Source organism: Acidovorax sp. JHL-9, assembly GCF_000426205.1.
Classification (GTDB): Bacteria; Pseudomonadota; Gammaproteobacteria; order Burkholderiales; family Burkholderiaceae_C; genus Acidovorax; species Acidovorax soli.
The window spans coordinates 67,616-85,235 of record NZ_AUEX01000017.1 but is presented as its reverse complement, the minus strand read 5'-3'; the positions used below and the strand labels follow the sequence as shown (position 1 = coordinate 85,235).

The window sequence follows — 17,620 nt, the reverse complement described above, 5'->3', positions numbered from 1 at the left end:
CCCTTTGGTCATGCGGGCTTGCCTGGAGGAGATGGTGCGGGGGTGAGGTCTTTTTAGGCTCTGGTGCTTGTTTATCAGGCGCTGTCAGCTATTGTTTTGATGGTTTGTGGTGTGCCTTGGTTGAGGTCGGAGGCCGGGTTTCGGCCCGGCGGCCGCCTCACTTTCTTTTGCTTCGCCAAAAGAAAGTAAGCAAAGAAAAGGCGACCCACAGCCTGCGACCCCTTCGGGGCAGACCTGCGTCGGTGCGGTGGCGGGGTGCGCCGTGGAACTCGCTACGCGCTGGCGCGCTGCGCTCGGACAGCCACGGCGAGTCAGATAACGAGGCATGCGCGCTGCGACGCGCATGCTCACCCCGCAACCGCCCCGCCGCAGGCGCAGCCAGATGGGGTGGAGAAAAAACATCCAAACAACCCACGGGCCATCGCTGCGCTCGGCCCCAATCTCGCGGGCGCAAGCGCCTCGCGCCACGCGCTGCACAGGCAGGGCCGAGCGCAGCGATGGCCCGTGTGGATGTTTGGCTTTCCCTCCCCTTCTGGCTGCGCCTGCGGCGCACAGGGGATGGCGGATCAGGGCTCGCGATTGTTTGAGCGCCGTAGGCGTGAGTTCGAGCGAGACCCCGCCAGCACCGAGCACCGCAGGTTGCCCCGCAGCGCAGCGAAGGGGTCGCAGACAGCAGGGTCGCCTTTCTTTTGGGTACTTTTCTTTGGCGAAGCAAAGAAAAGTACCTCGCCCGCCGGGGCGAGACCCGGCCCCCGCCCTCAACCAAGGCCCCCCACCCCTTCCCTCTCATCCGCCGCAAACTCCCGCTTCCCCCGCAGCCGCTCATAAATCGGCGCAAAGTCCCCCGCCGTCATGTCAAACAACTGCTCAAAGCTGTCGATCACAAAGTACGTCTGCTGGTACGTGTCAATCTTGTAGCGCGTGCGCATCGTGCGCTCCAGTTGCAGGGGCAGGCGCTGGGGTTCGGGGCTTTGTACCGCATACGCCAGTTCGCCCGATGAACTGAGAATGCCTGCCCCATACGCCCGCAGCCCACCCGCCTCGCGGATCAGGCCGAACTCGATCGTGTACCAGTACAGGCGGCTGAGCATTTCGCAGGCGCCCAGTTGCTGCGCCTTCAGGCCACCCTGGCCGTAGCGCTGCACGTAGTCGGCAAACACCGGGTTGAACAGGAGCGGCACGTGGCCGAACAGGTCGTGAAAGATGTCGGGCTCGACGATGTAGTCGAACTCGGCGGGCGTGCGGATCCAGTCCGTCACCGGGAATTGGCGGTTCGCCAGCAGGGTGAAGAACGGCACTTCGGGAATCAGCCCTGGCACGGCCACGATCTCCCAGCGCGTGGCGCGGTACAGGCGCTCGTTGATTTCCTCGAAGCGCGGGATATGGTCCTTGATGCCCAGCGAGGGCAGGGCCGCTACGAAGGCCTCGCTGGCCAGGCCGGGCAGCAGGGCCGACTGGCGCTCGTACAGGCGCCGGTAGGTGTCGTGGTCGGCGGCGGTATAGGCCGCGAAGTTCTGCGGGCAGGTGTAGTCGGCGGCGGCGCGCGTGTAGTCGCCGCGCGGAGGGCGCGCGCTGGCGCCATAGACGACGGGTTCGGTGGCCATGGCCGGCTCCCGTTCAGTCTTTCCTGCCTTCGAGCACGCCGCGCCGGATCTGGTCGAGCTCGATGCTTTCGAACAGCGCCTTGAAGTTGCCGTTGCCAAAGCCATCGTCGCCCTTGCGCTGGATGAACTCGAAGAAGATCGGGCCCAGCTGGTTCTCGCTGAAGATCTGCAGCAGCAGCTTGTCGGCCACGCCATCGATGAGGATCTTGCGCTGGTGCAGCGCTTCCACCGGCTCGCCGTGGCCGGGGATGCGTTTTTCGACCAGCTCGTAGTAGGTGTCGGGCGTATCGAGCAGGCGCACGCCGCTGGCGCGCAACGCATCGACCGTGTCGTAGAGGTTGTCCGAGCCCATGGCGATGTGCTGGATGCCCTCGCCTTTGTACATGTCCAGGTATTCCTGGATCTGGCCGGCCTTTTCCTTGCCCTCTTCGTTGATGGGGATGCGGATCTTGCCGCAGGGACTGGTCATGGCCCGGCTCTTGACGCCCGTGACCTGGCCCTCGATGTCGAAGTATTTGATTTCTCGGAAGTTGAACACGCGCTCGTAGAAGTCGGCCCATTCGTTCATGCGGCCACGGTGCACGTTGTGCGTGAGGTGGTCGATGTAGGTGAGGCCGTGGCCAACGGGGTTCAGGGCCTCGTTGGCCGACACGCCGGGCAGGGGCTCGAAGTCCACGTCAAAGAAACCGATGTTGCCGATGTCGCCGGGCTGGGCGCCGTTCTTGCCGCGCCAGCGGTCCACCAGGTAGATCAGGCTGTCGCCCACGCCCTTGATGGCGGGGATGTTCAGCTCGCCCGGGCCGGCCACGCCCGCGTAGCCCCAGGCGCCCAGGCCCAGCGCGCGCTCGTAGGCGGCCTTGGTGTCGTGCACGCGAAAGGCAATGGCGCAGACGCTGGGGCCGTGCAGGCGGGCAAAGCGCTGGGCAAAGCTGTCGGGCTCGGCGTTGATGATGAAGTTGATCTCACCCTGGCGGTACAGCAGCACGTTCTTGTGGCGGTGGCGCGCCACCGGCTTGAAGCCCATGCCCTCGAACACCTTGCCCATGGCTTGCGGATCGGGCGCCGCGAATTCGATGAATTCGAACCCGTCCGTGCCCATGGGGTTCTCCCAGGCGGCGGTGTCCTGCGTGGCTTGTTGCGGCAATGCTGCGTTCATGTTGTCTCCGGCCAGAAATGTGGAATGCTGTGCACTGTAGGCGCGCAAGCCCTCATGTTTCTGGCGAATTGAAGACGCAGTGGCGTGCTGTTTGCAGGAATCATGCGCCAAATCAATATTTGACGAATGAAGGATGTTGATAATTTCGCGCCGTTTTTTGGAGCTATTCGCCGGCTTTGGCGACGTGCCGCAGCGGTGGGTTGCAGTCCGCGCAGGGCCGGGGCGTGCGCCGCCTCTTCGCCGCAATGGGCATTGCGGGTGTTCGTTCGTAGAATCCTGCGCAATGAACGATGCCAACGCACTCGACAAGCTGGACAGGGCCATCCTGCGCCGCCTGCAGGACAACGGGCGCGAAACCTACGACGTGATTGGCGAGCAGGTGGGCTTGTCGCCGAGTGCCGTGCTGCGGCGCGTGAAGCGCCTGGAGGACAGCGGCGTGATCGCCCGCTATGTGGCCCTGGTCCGGCCCGAGGCCGTGGGGCTGGGGCTCACGGCCTACCTCAATGTGCGCCTCGAAAAACACACCGAAAGCCACAAGCGCAACCCCATGGACCTGTTCCGCGCCAGCGTGCAGACCTGGCCCGAAGTGGTGGAGTGCGCGGCGCTCACCGGCGAGATGGATTACCTGCTGCGGGTGGTGGTGGCCGATATGGCGCACTACAGCCGTTTCATCATGGACACGCTGCTCAAACACCCCAGCGTGCAGGACTGCAAGACCAGCTTTGTGCTCGACCGGGTCAAGGCCACCACCGCCGTGCCGGTGTGAGTCCCGGGGCGCTCGGGGCGGGTTTTTTTGTAACAGTGGCTATCAATTCAATAGCTTATGGCGCATTGTCTGTGTTGGATATCACGGTTTTTGTCCTGATTGGATGCTTGTCTCTATTTTGTTGCAGCGCAGCAAAAGTGCTGGAATAAATGAGGGAAAACCCTTAAATTCCATACCATGATCGCAACCAAAGATTGGCTCAGGGCTTCGTGGGACGCCAGCAAAGAAATGCTGGCGCCCTTTGCCGGCCCTTCGCTGGATGATGCCCCCCCATCCACTCCGCTGATGGTGCCCATCCGTTCGCTGGGCCCGTCCTACCGCGAGCGCATCACGCAGCATCTGCTGCGGCTGGAGCCGCCCGACCGCTACCTGCGCTTTGGCTATGCCGCCACGGACGAGCAGATCCGCCGCTACACCGAGCGGCTCGATTTCGACCGTGACGAAATCTTTGGCATCTACAACCGCCGTCTGGAACTCATCGCCATGGCCCATCTGGCGTTTGCCGAGCACCCCGAGCACAAGCAATGTGCCGAGTTTGGCGTGTCGGTGCTCAAGCAGGCACGGGGCCGGGGGTTTGGCGCACGTCTGTTTGACCGCGCCATCATGCATGCCCGCAACGCGGGGGTGAGCATGGTGTTCATCCATGCGCTGACGGAAAACACCGCCATGCTCAAGATCGCTCGCAATGCGGGCGCCACGGTGCAGCGCGACGGCTCCGAATCCGAGGCCTACCTGCAGATTCCGCCCGCCAGCCTGGACACGCGCATGACCGAAATCGTCGAGCAGCAATTCGCCGAGATGGACTACCGCCTCAAGCGCCAGGCCAAGCAGTTCTGGGACTTCCTGGCCGGGGTGCAGGAAGTGCGCAAGGGCGTGCAGCACGGACGCCACCAGTCGGCCGAATAGGGCCGTTGCCCGCCTGCGGCGCGGGCGGTGTCATGACAATCCGCTATCCTAGGGGTCTGTTCAACTACCGCACGTCCTGCACTCCAAGACAGTGTCTGACCCGCACCCCCAGCGCTTGCCCGAAAAGGAAGACAAGCGCACTTTCCTGCAAAAGGTGGCCGAGTTCATCCATCCCGGACCGGACTCCACCGAAGAACTCATCGAGACGTTGGCCGAGGCCGAGGACAACGAAGTCATCGGCGCCGACTCCCGCGTGATGCTGGAGCGTGTCATCCGCATGGCCGACATGACGGCCGGCGACGTGATGGTGGCCGCCCCCCGCATGGACCTCGTCAACATCGATGCGCCCTTTGACGAGTTGCTGCGCCTGGTGATCAACACCGCGCACTCGCGTTTTCCGGTGTACCAGGGCGAGCGGGAAAACATCATCGGCATCCTCATGGCCAAGGACCTGCTCAAGCTGCAGCGGGCGCCCGAGCTGAACATCCGCGCCCTGCTGCGCCCGGCTGCCTTCGTGCCGGAAAGCAAGGGCCTGAACGACCTGCTGCGCGAGTTCCGCGGCAACCGCAACCACCTGGCCATCGTGATCGACGAGTTCGGCCGGGTGGCGGGCCTGATCACCATCGAAGACGTGCTGGAACAGATCGTGGGCGAGATCGAAGACGAGTTCGATATTCCCGAGGACGAGGGCGACATCTTCGGCCTTGCCGACCATACCTACCGCGTGAGCGGCGACACCCCCATCGAACGCGTGGCCGAAGCCTTTGGTATCACCCTGCAAGGCAGTGATCCCGAGGAAAGCTTTGACACCGTGGGCGGCCTGATCGCCCACGAAATGGGGCATGTGCCCAAGCGGGGCGAACACCTGCAGCTGTGCGGCCTGCACTTTGTGGTGCTGCACACCAAGGGCGGCGCCGTGCGCTGGTTCAAGGTGTCGCGCATCGACGAAGACAGTCCCCCCGGCTGATGGTCCGGCTGCAACGCCTGCCGGGTGCTGCGCTTGCGGGGCAGGCCTGCCTGGCCGCTGCGGCGGGCGTGGCGCAGGCCCTGTCCCTGGCCCTGCCGTGGAGCGGCGAGCCGCAATGGTGGTTGCAGATCCTGTCGCTGGCCGTGCTGGCGTGGCTGGTGCGGGCACCAGCGCCCTGGCGCCGTGCGGCGGGCCTGGGCTGGGTGTTTGCCACGGCCTGGATGGCGGCCACCTTCTGGTGGCTGTTCATTTCCATGCACCACTACGGTGGCCTGGCGGCGCCACTGGCGGTGGTGGCCGTGCTGGGGCTGGCGGGCTTTCTGGGTGCCTACTATGCGGCGGTTCTGGCGCTTTTTGCGCGTCTGGCACCAACCCATCGTGCGCTGGCAGCTATTGTTTTCGGAGCGATCTGGATGCTGGCGGAGCTGGCACGCGGCACGCTGTGGACGGGCTTTCCGTGGGGCGCCGGCGGCTATGCCCATGTGCAGGGGCCCCTGAGCGCGCTGGCACGTACCGTGGGCGTGTACGGCGTCGGTTGCGTGGCTGCGGTGCTGGCCATGCTGCTGGCGCAGGCGCGCCCCGGCGATCTCCTGCGCCTGCGTGCCTGGGCGCTGGTGGCGTTGGGTGCGCTGGTGCTGGTGGGCGCAGGCCTGCAGCGTCAATGCGCCATTGAGTTGTGCCACACACCGACGGCGCCGCAGTCCGCCCCGATCAGCCTGGCGCTGCTGCAGGGCAATATCCCGCAGGACGAAAAATTCCAGCCCGGCAGCGGCGTGCCGTTGGCCCTGCAGTGGTATGCCGATGCATTGCTCAATGCCAGGGCATCCCTCGTCGTGGCGCCCGAAACCGCCATTCCGCTCTTGCCGCAGCAACTCATGCCGGGCTATCTGGAGGGCTTGGCGACGCATTTTGACCAGGGAACGCAGGCGGCGCTGTTGGGGATTCCGCTGGGTGATCCGGAGCGGGGCTACACCAATTCGGTGCTGGGCCTGCAGACCACCCAGCCATCGCCGTACCAGTACGACAAGCACCACCTGGTGCCGTTCGGGGAGTTTATTCCGCCGTTTTTCCGGTGGTTCACGGCCATGATGAACATCCCGCTGGGCGACTTCAACCGGGGCGCCATCGGGCAGCCGTCCTTTGCCTGGGCGGGCCAGCGCATTGCCCCCAACATCTGCTACGAGGACTTGTTTGGCGAAGAGCTGGGCGCGCGTTTTGCCGATCCGGCCAGTGCACCCACGCTGTTTGTCAATTTCAGCAATATTGGCTGGTTCGGCAACACCGTCGCCATCGACCAGCATCTGCAGATCAGCCGCATGCGCGCGCTGGAGTTCGAGCGCCCCATGGTGCGCGCAACCAACACCGGGGCCACCGCCATCATTGATCACCGGGGCGTGGTCACCCATGCGCTGGCGCGCCACACCCGTGGCGTGCTGATCGGCGAGGTGCAAGGGCGCGGGCTCAACGCACAGCAGGGCTGGGGCATTACGCCGTATGCCTGGTGGGTGGCACGCTGGGGTCTGGCGCCTTTGTGGGTGGCGGGTGTCTTCGTGGTCGTCGGGGCGGCGTTCACGCGGCGTCGGCAACGCTAAACATACAGCACGGCACGCGGCCGTGCGGCATGGCAGGCATTGATTCAGGTCATGTCGCGGGGTGCTGTCGCGGTCGGCCAGCGGGTCAATCGGCAGGTCTGCGGGCGATCGGCCTGGATGTGCCTTGATAATGGAGCCCTGCAACCGGTAGCAGGGGTTGCGAACGGTGAATATTTGAAGCGGCACGGCCGCGGTTCTGGAGCACGACTGAAAATGGCAGATTCCTTTTCCTACGAACAACTGATTGCCTCGGGCGAGGGCCGGCTGTTCGGCGCTGACAGCGGGCGTCTGCCGCTGCCACCCATGCTGATGTTTGATCGCATCACCCACATCGACAGCGATGGCGGCGCGCACGGGCTGGGAAAAATCCGGGCCGAGCTCGATGTGCGTCCTGATCTGTGGTTTTTTGCCTGCCACTTCCAGGGCGACCCGGTCATGCCCGGTTGCCTGGGGCTCGACGCCATGTGGCAGCTCATCGGTTTTTACCTGACCTGGCTGCAGCTGCCAGGCCGTGGCCGTGCGCTGGGTGCGGGTGAGGTCAAGTTCACGGGCGAAGTGGGCCCTGACGTCAAGCTGGTGACCTACGAAATCGACATCAAGCGCGTCATCAAGCGCAAGCTCGTCATGGCGATTGGCGATGCCCGCCTGCTGGCCGATGGCAAGGAAATCTATGTGGCCAACGACCTGCGCGTGGGCCTGTTCAAGAAGGACGAAGCGGCAAAAGACGGAGCGCCGCAAGGAGAGGCAGCATGAAACGCGTGGTGATCACGGGCACGGGCATCGTCTCGTGCATTGGCAACGACATGGCCACCGTCACAGAGGCCCTGCGTGAAAGCCGCTCGGGCATTCGCGCCATGCCGCAGTTCGCCGAGCTGGGCATGCGCAGCCGCGTGGCAGGCGTTCCCCAGATCGACCTGGAAGCGCTGATCGACCGCAAGCAGCTGCGCTTCATGGGCGATGCAGCGGCCTATGCCCACATCTCGCTGGCCAACGCCATTGCCGAGTCGGGCCTCACGCCCGAGCAGGTGTCGCATCCGCGCACCGGCCTCATCATGGGCTCGGGCGGCGGTTCGCCCGCCAACCAGATCGAGGCGGCCGATATTTTGCGCAGCAAGGGCATCCGTCGCGTGGGGCCTTACCAGGTCACCCGCTGCATGAGCTCCACCGTGTCTGCCTGCCTGTCCACCAACTTCGGCATCAAGGGCATCAACTACTCCATCACCTCGGCCTGCAGCACCTCGGCGCATTGCATCGGCGCGGCCGCCCAGCAGATCGCCTGGGGCATGCAGGACGTGATGTTTGCCGGCGGTGGCGAAGAAGTCACCTGGGGCATGGGCCTGCTGTTTGACGCCATGGGCGCCATGTCCAGTGCCTACAACGACACGCCCGAGAAAGCCTCGCGCGCCTACGACGCCAACCGCGACGGCTTCGTGCTGTCGGGCGGTGGCGGTGCCGTGGTGCTGGAAAGCCTGGACCATGCCCTGGCGCGCGGCGCCACCATCCTGGGCGAAGTCATTGGTTTTGGCGCCACGTCCGATGGCGCCGACATGGTGGCCCCCTCGGGCGACGGTGCCATCGCCTGCATGCGCCAGGCCATTGCCGGCGTGAGCGAGCCCATCGACTACATCAACACCCACGGCACCTCCACGCCCGTGGGCGATGTGCCCGAGCTGCGTGCCATCCGCGAGGTGTTTGGAGACGCCATTCCACGCTTTTCGTCCACCAAGTCGCTCACCGGCCACTCGCTGGGCGCCACGGGTGTGCAGGAGGCGATCTACTGCCTGTTGATGCTGCAGCAGGGCTTCATCGCCGGCTCGGCCAACATCGAGACACTGGAGCCCGCCGCCGAGGGCATGCCCCTGGTGCGCGAGACGGTGGATGCGCCGATTCGCACCGCGCTGTCCAACAGCTTCGGTTTCGGTGGCACCAACGCCAGCCTGGTGCTGCGCCGCTGGGACGGCCAGTAAGACGCCCTGCGGGGGCAGGAATGCGGGCGCCAGGCCCATGAAAAAGAGAGCCTCGGGCTCTCTTTTTCATGCCCGTTGCCTCCACCGTTTCTCTGGGGCCTTCAGGGCACAGCCTGTGCTTGGGCTGCGGCACGGGCCGCCACGGCCTCGGCGCTCTCGCCCACCAGTTGCGCATAGAGCTGGGGGTCGGTTGCGGCTTCGCTGCCAAAGAACAGGAGGCGGCTGTCGGCCGTGAGGCCCAGCGCCTGGCGCGTCGCATCGCTCTGGCAGGCCGCCACGGCCGCCGCCACACCGGCCACGGCGGATTCGCCCGCGACGATCACCGGGTCGTTGCCGAGCGGGCGGGCCAGCAGGCGCATGGCCTCGACGGCAGCCTGGTCGTTGATCACGCAAAAACCGTCGGTGCCGTGTTCCAGGATCTCCCAGGCCAGGTGCGACACCTCGCCGCAGGCCAGGCCCGCCATCAGCGTGTCGAGGTCGCCGGTGATGGCGGTGAGCCGACCCGCCTTGGCGCTTTGCGCCAGGCAGTCGGCACGGTCGGGTTCCACCACCACGAACACCGGGCGCTCGCTGCCGTCCCGCTCCCAGAAATAGCCGCACACCGCCGCGGCCAGGCCGCCCACGCCGGCCTGCACAAAGAGGTGCGTGGGGCGCTGCGCGAGCTGTTGCGCGGCTTCCTGCACCATCAGCTGGTAGCCCTGCATCACGTCGCGCGGCACGTCCATGTAGCCGGGGTACGAAGTGTCGGAGATGACGAAGCGGCCATGCAGCCTGGCGTCGGCATCGGCCTGGCGCACGGCGTCGTCGTAGTTGCCGGGCGTGCGCACCACCTCGGCGCCATAGCGGGCGATGGCGGCCTTGCGGCCTTCGCTCACCGTGGCGTGGATGTAGATCACGCAGCGGCAGCCCAACAATTGCGCGCCCCAGGCCACGGACCGGCCATGGTTGCCGTCGGTGGCGCAGGTGACGGTGATGCCGGCGCACAGCGCGCGCAGTTCGGGTGTCCGCAGGTCCTGCGTGGAAAGCGGGCGGGCCAGGCGGGCGCCCAGCTCGCGGCACAGCAGGCGCGCCACCGCGTAGGCGCCGCCCAGGGCCTTGAAGCTGCCCAGGCCGAAGCGGCTGCCCTCGTCCTTGTAGTGCACGGCGGCCACGCCCAGGGCCTGCGCCAGCGCGGGCAGGCTGTGCAGCGGCGTGACTGCATAGCCCTGCCAGCTGGTCAGCTCGCGCTCGGCCTGCGCCAGTGCCGGTGCGTCCAGGATGGCGCTGCGGCGCTCGCCATACGGGGCCTGGCGGTCGGCTGCAGGGTTGGCCAGGCATTCAGCGGTGAGGGCGGGGGGTGGTGGCATGGGGGATCTTTCTGTCAAACCAAAGATAAGGCTCAGGGCATTTGGCATCGCCACGCGGCGCGGCCTTGAAGCGGCAGAGCCAGTGCAGCCCTCCCCATCAAACAGTCCAGCGCGCACGCCGGCGCCGCAATGCCCAGGAGGGCGCTGGAGACGTGTGCCGCATGCGCCATGGTGGTGCCATTCCAGAATTTACAGGGGTTGCAGGGCCGGCGGCGACGGTCGCGGCATATCGCTGTGCTGCACCTTAAAATCACCGTTTGCGCAGCGCGGACTGCCACTCTTTTTCATAGCCGCAGGCCCGGCCTGTGGCAAGCCAGAATCGATCCATGCTGACCTTCCAACAAATCATTCTCAAGCTGCAGACCTACTGGGACGCCCAGGGTTGCGCGCTGTTGCAACCTTATGACATGGAAGTGGGCGCCGGGACATCGCACACCGCTACGTTTTTGCGCGCCATCGGCCCCGAGCCCTGGAAGGCCGCCTACGTGCAGCCCAGCCGCCGCCCCAAGGACGGCCGCTACGGCGAGAATCCCAACCGCCTGCAGCACTACTACCAGTTCCAGGTGGTGCTGAAGCCCGCACCGGCCAACATCCTGGAGCTGTACCTGGGCTCGCTGGAAGCGCTCGGCTTCGATCTGAAGAAAAACGACATCCGCTTTGTCGAGGACGACTGGGAAAACCCCACGCTCGGCGCCTGGGGCCTGGGCTGGGAGGTCTGGCTCAACGGCATGGAGGTGACCCAGTTCACCTACTTCCAGCAGGTCGGCGGCATTGACTGCAAGCCCGCCACCGGCGAGATCACCTACGGCCTGGAACGCCTGGCCATGTACCTGCAGGGCGTGGACAACGTCTACAACCTGACCTGGACCGAAGGCGCCGACGGCAGCAAGCTGAGCTACGGCGACGTGTACAAGCAAAACGAGATCGAGCAGTCCACCTACAACTTCGAGCACAGCGACGCCGACTTCCTGTTCACCGCATTCAACGCGCACGAGAAGCAGGCCCAGCACCTCATGGAGCAGCAGCTGGCCCTGCCTGCCTACGAGCAGGTGCTCAAGGGCGCGCACAGCTTCAATCTGCTCGATGCGCGCGGCGCCATCAGCGTGACCGAGCGCGCCGCCTACATCGGCCGCATCCGCAACCTGGCCCGTGCCGTGGCCAAGAGCTATCTGGACAGCCGTGCGCGCCTGGGCTTCCCCATGGCGCCCAAGGAGTGGGCCGCCGAGGTGCTGGCCGACCTGGCCCGGGCCGAGCAGCAGCAACAGCACAAGAAGGCCGCCTGAAGGCGCAGCGCGGAGCACTGAAACCACCATGACCCACCCGAATCTTCTCGTCGAACTGTTTGTCGAAGAACTGCCCCCCAAGGCCCTGCAGAAACTGGGCGACGCCTTTGCCGGCGTGCTGCTGGAGCAGCTCCAGGCCCAGGGCCTGGCGGCTGCCGGCTCGCGCCTGACCGCCTATGCCTCGCCGCGCCGTCTGGCCGCGCACATCACCGAAGTGGCCGCCAGCGCGGCCGACAAGGCCGTGTCGCAAAAGCTCATGCCCGTGGCCGTGGGGCTGGGCGCCGACGGCCAGGCCACACCGGCGCTGCTCAAGAAACTGGCTGCGCTGGGCGCCGATGCGTCTGCCGTGGCAAGCCTGGAGCGTGTGCACGACGGCAAGGCCGACGTGCTGTTCTACAACAGCACCGCCAAGGGCGCGACGCTGGCCGAAGGCCTGCAAAAGGCGCTGGACGAGGCCATTGCCAGGCTGCCCATCCCCAAGGTGATGCGCTACCAGCTGCAGGACGGCTGGAGCAGCGTGCACTTCGTGCGCCCCGCGCACGGCCTGGTGGCGCTGCACGGCACCGAGGTGCTGCTGTCGGTGCAGGCGCTGGGCCTGGCCGCGGGCAACGCCACGCACGGCCATCGCTTCGAGGCTGCGGTGGACCCGGTGGTCATCACCAGCGCCGACAGCTATGCCCAGCAGCTGGCCAGCCAGGGCGCCGTGATCGCCAGCTTTGCCGAACGCAGGGCCGAGATCGCCCGCCAGCTTGCCGCCGCCGCCGCGAAGGTAGGCAACGGCGCGCGCCCGATTGACGACGACGCGCTGCTCGACGAAGTCACTGCGCTGGTCGAGCGGCCCAACGTACTCACCTGCTCGTTCGAGAAAGAGTTTCTCGACGTGCCGCAGGAATGCCTCATCCTCACGATGAAGGCCAACCAGAAGTACTTTCCGCTGCTCGACGCCGCTGGCAAGCTCACCCACCAGTTTCTGGTGGTCAGCAACATCACGCCCGCCGATGCCAGCCTGGTCATCGGCGGCAACGAGCGCGTGGTGCGCCCGCGCCTGGCCGATGCCAAGTTCTTCTTCGACCAGGACCGCAAGAAAACCCTGGCTTCGCGCGTGGAAGGCCTGGGCAAGGTGGTTTACCACAACAAGCTGGGCACGCAGGGCGAGCGCGTGGAACGCGTGCGCTCCATCGCCAAGGCCATCGCAACGCAGCTGGGCGACGCCGCCCTGGTCGCCGATGCCGACCAGGCCGCGCTGCTGGCCAAGACCGACCTCGTGACCGACATGGTCGGCGAGTTCCCCGAGCTGCAGGGCACCATGGGCCGCTACTACGCGCTCAATGACGGCCTGGGCGAAACCATTGCCGACGCCATCGAAGACCACTACAAGCCCCGCTTTGCCGGCGATGCGCTGCCGCGCAACACCGCGGGCGTGGTGGTGGCCCTGGCCGACAAGCTCGAAACACTGGTCGGCATGTTCGGCATCGGCAACCTGCCCACGGGCGACCGCGACCCGTTCGCGCTGCGCCGCCACGCGCTGGGCGTGCTCCGCATGCTGGTCGAAAAGGACCTGCCGCTCGACCTGCACGCCCTGCTGGCCAGCGCCGTGCCTGCCTTTGGCGACAAGATCACCGATGCCTCGGCCGCGCTGGCCGACTTCATCTACGACCGCCTTGCCGGCAGCCTGCGCGAGCAGGGCTACAGCGCGCAGGAGGTCGATGCCGTGCTGGCCCTGCGCCCGCAGCGCCTGGCGCAGGTGCCCCAGTTCCTGGCCGCCGTGCGCGCCTTTGCCGCGCTGCCCGAAAGCCCGGCCCTGGCCGCGGCCAACAAGCGCGTGGGCAACATCCTCAAGAAGGCCGAGCTCGAAAGCCCGGTGGACGCCCACGTCAACCCCGCCCTGCTGCAGGAGCAGGCCGAGCAGGACCTGTTCGCCGCCCTGCAGCGCTTTGTGCCCGAAGCCAATGCGCGGTTCGCAGCCGGCGACTACACCGCCAGCCTGCAGACCCTGGCCGTGCTGCGTGCGCCGGTGGATGCCTTCTTTGACGATGTGATGGTCAACGCCGAGCAGCTCGACCTGCGCCTCAATCGCCAGGGCCTGCTCAAGACGCTGCACGAAGCCATGAACCGCGTGGCCGATCTGTCGCGCCTGGCCGTGTGAGCCTGGTGCTGATAGGCTGGCGGCTCTCACAAGGGAAACCCACCCCATGAAACTCGTCATCCTCGACCGCGACGGCACGCTCAACCCGCAGGGCGATGATTTCATCACCTCGCCGGATGAGTGGAGCGCCCAGCCGGGCGCGCTGGAGGCCGTGGCCCGGCTCAACCATGGCGGCTGGCGGGTGGTGGTGGCCACCAACCAACCCGGGCTGGGCCGGGGCTTGTTCGACGTGGTGTCGCTCAACGCCATCCACGCCAAGATGCTGCGGCAGGTGGCTGCGGTGGGCGGGCGCATCGACGCGGTGTTTTACTGCCCGCACGCGCCCGATGAGGCCTGCCATTGCCGCGCGCCGGCGCCCGGTTTGCTCGAACAGATCTGCGATCGCTATGGCGTGGAGCCTTTCGATGTGCAGGTGGTGGGCAGTTGCGCGGAGCATCTGCAGGCGGGGGCCGCGCTGGGTGCGCAGGTGCATCTGGTGTGCACGGGCCGGTCGGCCCATTGGCAGCCCGGACAGGCCTTGCCCATCGACTTTCCCGCCACGACGCAGGTGCATGCCAGCCTGGGGGCGTTTGCCGAACAACTGCTGCCTGCGGCGCCTGCGCCGTCCCCAACACCTGCGCCGCCCCTGGCGGCTTGATCCTGCTCATTTGATCGCTTGCAGCGCCTGTCTGGCAAGCGCCATCTTCCGAAAACACTTGCAAAACATATGGCCCTGATCCGTTCCATCCTCCACATGCTCTGGATGGGCATCACCGTGGTGCCCTACACGCTGGCCATCCTGCTGGTGCGCATGCTGGGCGCCAGCAGCCGCACGCGTTACCGCATCGCGCGGGCCTGGCTCAAGCTCAGTGTGGATTCGGCGCGCGTGATCATGGGCATCCGCACCCGCATCACCGGCATGGAGCACCTGCCCGCCGCGGAAAACCAGGGCGTGGTGCTGCTGGTCAAGCACCAGTCCACCTATGAGACCTTCCTCATGCCGGCCATCATGCCGCGCCCGCTGGCCTATGTGTTCAAGAAGGAGCTGCTGCGCGTGCCCTTCTTCGGCTGGTCCATCGGCAGCCTGGACATGATCCACATCGACCGTGGCCAGAGCGCGCGCGCCTTCGTCAAGGTGGTGCAGCAGGGCCGGGCGCTGCTGGCCCAGGGCACCTGGGTCATCATGTTTCCCGAGGGCACCCGGATAGAACGGGGGCAGGCGGGGCAGTACAAGAGCGGCGGCACGCGGCTGGCCATTGATACCGGGGTGCCCGTGGTGCCCGTGGCCGTCACCTCGGCCCGGGTCTGGCCGCGCAAGGCCTTCATCAAGCGCCCCGGGGTGGTGGATGTGTCGATCGGCCAGCCCATCCCCAGCGTGGGCCGCAAGCCCGACGAGCTGATGCAGGAGGTCGAGGCCTGGATCGAATCCGAAATGCGCCGCCTCGACCCGGAGGCTTACCCCGAGGCCGTTTCTTCCAATCCGTGAGGGCGCCATGATGCAGCGGCTGGTGCAGCTGGCGCTCGATCTGTTCGACCCTCCTGGTGCGGATCGCCAGGCGGATGAGGCGCCTGTGGTGCCAGAGCCTCCCGCGCAAGAAATCAAGCCAAGAAGGCCATTAGCGCCGGTGGGTGCTGCGCCAGATGCGCCTGAGAGCGTAGCGATTGATCCGTGCCCGGTGCCTCCTGACGCAGCGGCCCTGCCGTCGCTGCTGTCCCCCGCCGAGTTCCGCCACCCACGGGCCAACCGCGAGGTGCTGCTGGGCGATGCCGTGGTGGCCTATGCGCTGCAGCGCGTGCGCCGGCGCAGCATCGGCTTCACGGTGGGGGCCGATGGCCTGGCCGTGCGGGCGCCCACCTGGGTCACCCTGCCGGCCGTGGATGCGGCGCTGCGCGAAAAATCGGGCTGGATCCTGCGCAAGCTCGATGAAGCCCGCGCGCGCCAGCAGCGCAGCGAGGGGGGGCGCATCGTCTGGGCCCACGGAGCGCAGCTGCCCTATCTGGGCGAACCCCTCACCGTGGTGCTGGACCCCACCCACGGCTTCACCGGCAAGGGCGGCGCCCTGCACGCCGGCAGTGAAGGCGCCGGGGGGGCGCACCTGCGCATCGGCCTGTCCCACAGCGCCAGCCCGGCGCAGATCCGCGATGCCGTGCAGGCCTGGCTGATGCGCGATGCGCGCCGCCATTTCACCGACCGGCTCGACCACTTTGCGCCGCTGCTCGGTGTGCGCTGGACCAGCCTGCGCCTGTCGAGCGCCCAGACCCGCTGGGGCAGCGCCAAGGCCGATGGCTCCATCCGCCTGAACTGGCGCCTGCTGCACTACCGCCCGGCCATCATCGACTATGTGGTGGCGCACGAGCTGGCCCACCTGCGCGTGATGGATCACAGCCCACGCTTCTGGGGCACCGTGGCCACGGTGGTGCCCGACTACCCGGTGCTGCGCCACGCCCTGCGCGAACAGCCGGCACCGCTGTGGGAATAAGGGCAACGCTGAACAAGTCCCTCGCGTGCCGCGCATCCCTGTTTTGGGCGGTCTGCGGCGCTGCAAATGCTCGCAATAGCGATGGCTATTGCTGTGCTTTGCGCCTTGCAGCCCATCCCAAACCAGGGCGCGCGCCATCGCGGGGACTTATTCAGCGTCGCCCAAGCGCGCAGAGGCACTCTGGCCGCGTTTGAAAGCCAGGGCGGCTGGCGGCAAAATGACAGTTCGTTCCGCATGGATCTCACCGTCAGGATGCCCACCATGATTCCCCTGCAGCTGTTCGACCCTGCTTCCAGCACCTACACCTACATCCTGCACGACCCCGCCACCCGCGATGCCCTCATCATCGACCCGGTGGACGAGCAGCTCGACCGCGACCTGGCAGTGCTGCAGGCGCACCACCTCACGCTGCGCTGGGCCGTGGAAACCCATGCGCACGCCGACCACATCACCAGCGCCGGCCGCCTGGCCGAGCACACCGGGGCGCACACGGCGGTGCCCGCGGGCTGCGGCATCGGCACGGCAGCGGTGCAGCTGCTCGACGGCGAGACGCTGGCCTTCGGTGGCGAAACCCTGAGCGCGCTGCACACCCCCGGCCACACGGCGGGCGGCATGTCGTACCGGTGGCGCAACCATGTCTTTACTGGCGACACCTTGCTCATCAACGGCTGCGGCCGCACGGATTTCCAGTCGGGCAGCGCGGCCGACCTGTACCAAAGCATCACCGGCGTGCTGTTTGCGTTGCCGCCGGAAACCACTGTCTGGCCCGGCCACGATTACCACGGGCGCAGCCACTCCACCATCGCCGCCGAAAAGGCCGGCAATGCCCGCGTGGCCGGCCGCAGCCAGGCCGAGTTTGTGGCGCTGATGGAGTCGCTGCACCTGCCGCGCCCGCGCCGCATCGACGAAGCCGTGCCCGCCAACCTGCATTCGGGCCTGCGGCACGACGCCGATGGCGCCACCCTGCAGGCACCGCGCACGGCCGAGGGCTATGCGGGCGATGTGTCAGCCCAGCTGGCCTGGCAATGGGTGCAGAGCGGGCAGGCCGTGCTGATCGATGTGCGCAGCGATGCCGAGCGCGAATGGGTGGGGCAGGTGCCCGGCGCCATTGCCGTGGCCTGGAAGCAATGGCCCGGCATGGCGATGAATGCCGATTTCGACGCCCAGCTGCGCGCCGCCGTGCCCGAGGGCGGCCGCGCCGTGCTGCTGTGCCGCAGCGGCGTGCGCTCGGTGGCTGCCGCGCGGCGCGCCACCGAGCTGGGCATCACCGCCTACAACATCCTCGAAGGCTTCGAGGGCGACCCCGATGGCCATGCGCAGCGCGGCAAGAGGGGCGGCTGGCGTTTTCAGGGCCTGCCGTGGAAGCAGGGTTGAGGTGGCCAAAAAAATAGCCGCCAGCGCTTGCATGTGAAGCGCTGCCAGCTGATT

15 protein-coding genes and 1 pseudogene are annotated in these 17,620 nt (G+C 66.8%); 13 read left to right on the top strand and 3 right to left on the bottom strand.

What is annotated here, in order from left to right; translation table 11 throughout:
• Positions 1–758: 758 nt before the first annotated feature.
• Together phhA and hppD are read right to left on the bottom strand one after the other, a co-directional pair.
• Entirely contained in the window at positions 759–1,604 is an 846-nt protein-coding gene (phhA, locus tag K225_RS0112560) for a phenylalanine 4-monooxygenase (protein ID WP_026436749.1), read from the bottom strand.
• A 13-nt stretch (positions 1,605–1,617) separates the two neighbouring features.
• Positions 1,618–2,760, bottom strand: coding sequence for a 4-hydroxyphenylpyruvate dioxygenase (gene hppD, locus K225_RS0112555; protein WP_026436748.1), 1,143 nt, complete (start codon positions 2,758–2,760; stop codon positions 1,618–1,620).
• A gap of 283 nt (positions 2,761–3,043) precedes the next feature.
• On the opposite strand from hppD, the gene K225_RS0112550 reads away from it, so the two are divergent.
• From K225_RS0112550 to fabB, 6 genes are all read left to right on the top strand, one after another.
• Entirely contained in the window at positions 3,044–3,526 is a 483-nt protein-coding gene (locus K225_RS0112550) for an Lrp/AsnC family transcriptional regulator (protein WP_026436747.1), read from the top strand.
• Between the two features lie 177 nt (positions 3,527–3,703).
• Positions 3,704–4,432, top strand: coding sequence for a GNAT family N-acetyltransferase (locus tag K225_RS0112545; protein ID WP_026436746.1), 729 nt, complete (start codon positions 3,704–3,706; stop codon positions 4,430–4,432).
• A 91-nt stretch (positions 4,433–4,523) separates the two neighbouring features.
• Positions 4,524–5,399, top strand: coding sequence for an HlyC/CorC family transporter (locus K225_RS0112540; RefSeq protein WP_026436745.1), 876 nt, complete (start codon positions 4,524–4,526; stop codon positions 5,397–5,399).
• Positions 5,399–6,991, top strand: coding sequence for an apolipoprotein N-acyltransferase (gene lnt / locus K225_RS0112535; RefSeq protein ID WP_051248916.1), 1,593 nt, complete (start codon positions 5,399–5,401; stop codon positions 6,989–6,991). The genes K225_RS0112540 and lnt overlap by 1 nt, the downstream gene beginning before the upstream one ends.
• Before the next feature lie 213 nt (positions 6,992–7,204).
• Complete coding sequence (fabA, locus tag K225_RS0112530) at positions 7,205–7,744, top strand: 3-hydroxyacyl-[acyl-carrier-protein] dehydratase FabA (RefSeq protein ID WP_026436743.1); 540 nt, start codon at positions 7,205–7,207, stop codon at positions 7,742–7,744.
• On the top strand, positions 7,741–8,958 hold the full coding sequence (gene fabB, locus K225_RS0112525) for a beta-ketoacyl-ACP synthase I (protein WP_026436742.1): 1,218 nt from the start codon (positions 7,741–7,743) through the stop codon (positions 8,956–8,958). The genes fabA and fabB overlap by 4 nt, the downstream gene beginning before the upstream one ends.
• 101 nt (positions 8,959–9,059) lie before the next feature.
• On the opposite strand, the gene K225_RS0112520 is transcribed toward fabB, so the two are convergent.
• Positions 9,060–10,304 carry a diaminopropionate ammonia-lyase gene (locus K225_RS0112520; protein WP_026436741.1) on the bottom strand — a complete coding sequence of 415 codons (1,245 nt, stop codon included), beginning with the start codon at positions 10,302–10,304 and terminating at the stop codon, positions 9,060–9,062.
• Between the two features lie 326 nt (positions 10,305–10,630).
• Here K225_RS0112520 and glyQ point away from each other — a divergent pair, with 326 nt between their 5' ends.
• The 7 genes and pseudogenes from glyQ to K225_RS22580 all read left to right on the top strand — a co-directional run bounded on the left by glyQ (position 10,631) and on the right by K225_RS22580 (position 17,566).
• On the top strand, positions 10,631–11,587 hold the full coding sequence (gene glyQ, locus K225_RS0112515; protein ID WP_026436740.1) for a glycine--tRNA ligase subunit alpha: 957 nt from the start codon (positions 10,631–10,633) through the stop codon (positions 11,585–11,587).
• Positions 11,588–11,615: 28 nt separating this feature from the next.
• The gene (glyS, locus tag K225_RS0112510; RefSeq protein ID WP_026436739.1) at positions 11,616–13,733 is read left to right on the top strand and encodes a glycine--tRNA ligase subunit beta; all 2,118 of its coding nucleotides are present in this window, start codon (positions 11,616–11,618) and stop codon (positions 13,731–13,733) included.
• A 46-nt stretch (positions 13,734–13,779) separates the two neighbouring features.
• Positions 13,780–14,370 carry a D-glycero-beta-D-manno-heptose 1,7-bisphosphate 7-phosphatase gene (gmhB, locus tag K225_RS0112505; protein ID WP_026436738.1) on the top strand — a complete coding sequence of 197 codons (591 nt, stop codon included), beginning with the start codon at positions 13,780–13,782 and terminating at the stop codon, positions 14,368–14,370.
• A gap of 69 nt (positions 14,371–14,439) precedes the next feature.
• Positions 14,440–15,198, top strand: coding sequence for a 1-acyl-sn-glycerol-3-phosphate acyltransferase (locus K225_RS0112500; protein WP_026436737.1), 759 nt, complete (start codon positions 14,440–14,442; stop codon positions 15,196–15,198).
• Between the two features lie 10 nt (positions 15,199–15,208).
• The gene (locus K225_RS0112495; protein ID WP_026436736.1) at positions 15,209–16,192 is read left to right on the top strand and encodes a M48 family metallopeptidase; all 984 of its coding nucleotides are present in this window, start codon (positions 15,209–15,211) and stop codon (positions 16,190–16,192) included.
• A gap of 261 nt (positions 16,193–16,453) precedes the next feature.
• Positions 16,454–17,134: pseudogene (locus K225_RS22585) on the top strand (MBL fold metallo-hydrolase); the annotation flags it as partial.
• The gene (locus K225_RS22580) at positions 17,129–17,566 is read left to right on the top strand and encodes a rhodanese-like domain-containing protein (RefSeq protein ID WP_238323230.1); all 438 of its coding nucleotides are present in this window, start codon (positions 17,129–17,131) and stop codon (positions 17,564–17,566) included. The pseudogene K225_RS22585 and the gene K225_RS22580, both read left to right, overlap by 6 nt.
• Positions 17,567–17,620 lie beyond the last annotated feature (54 nt).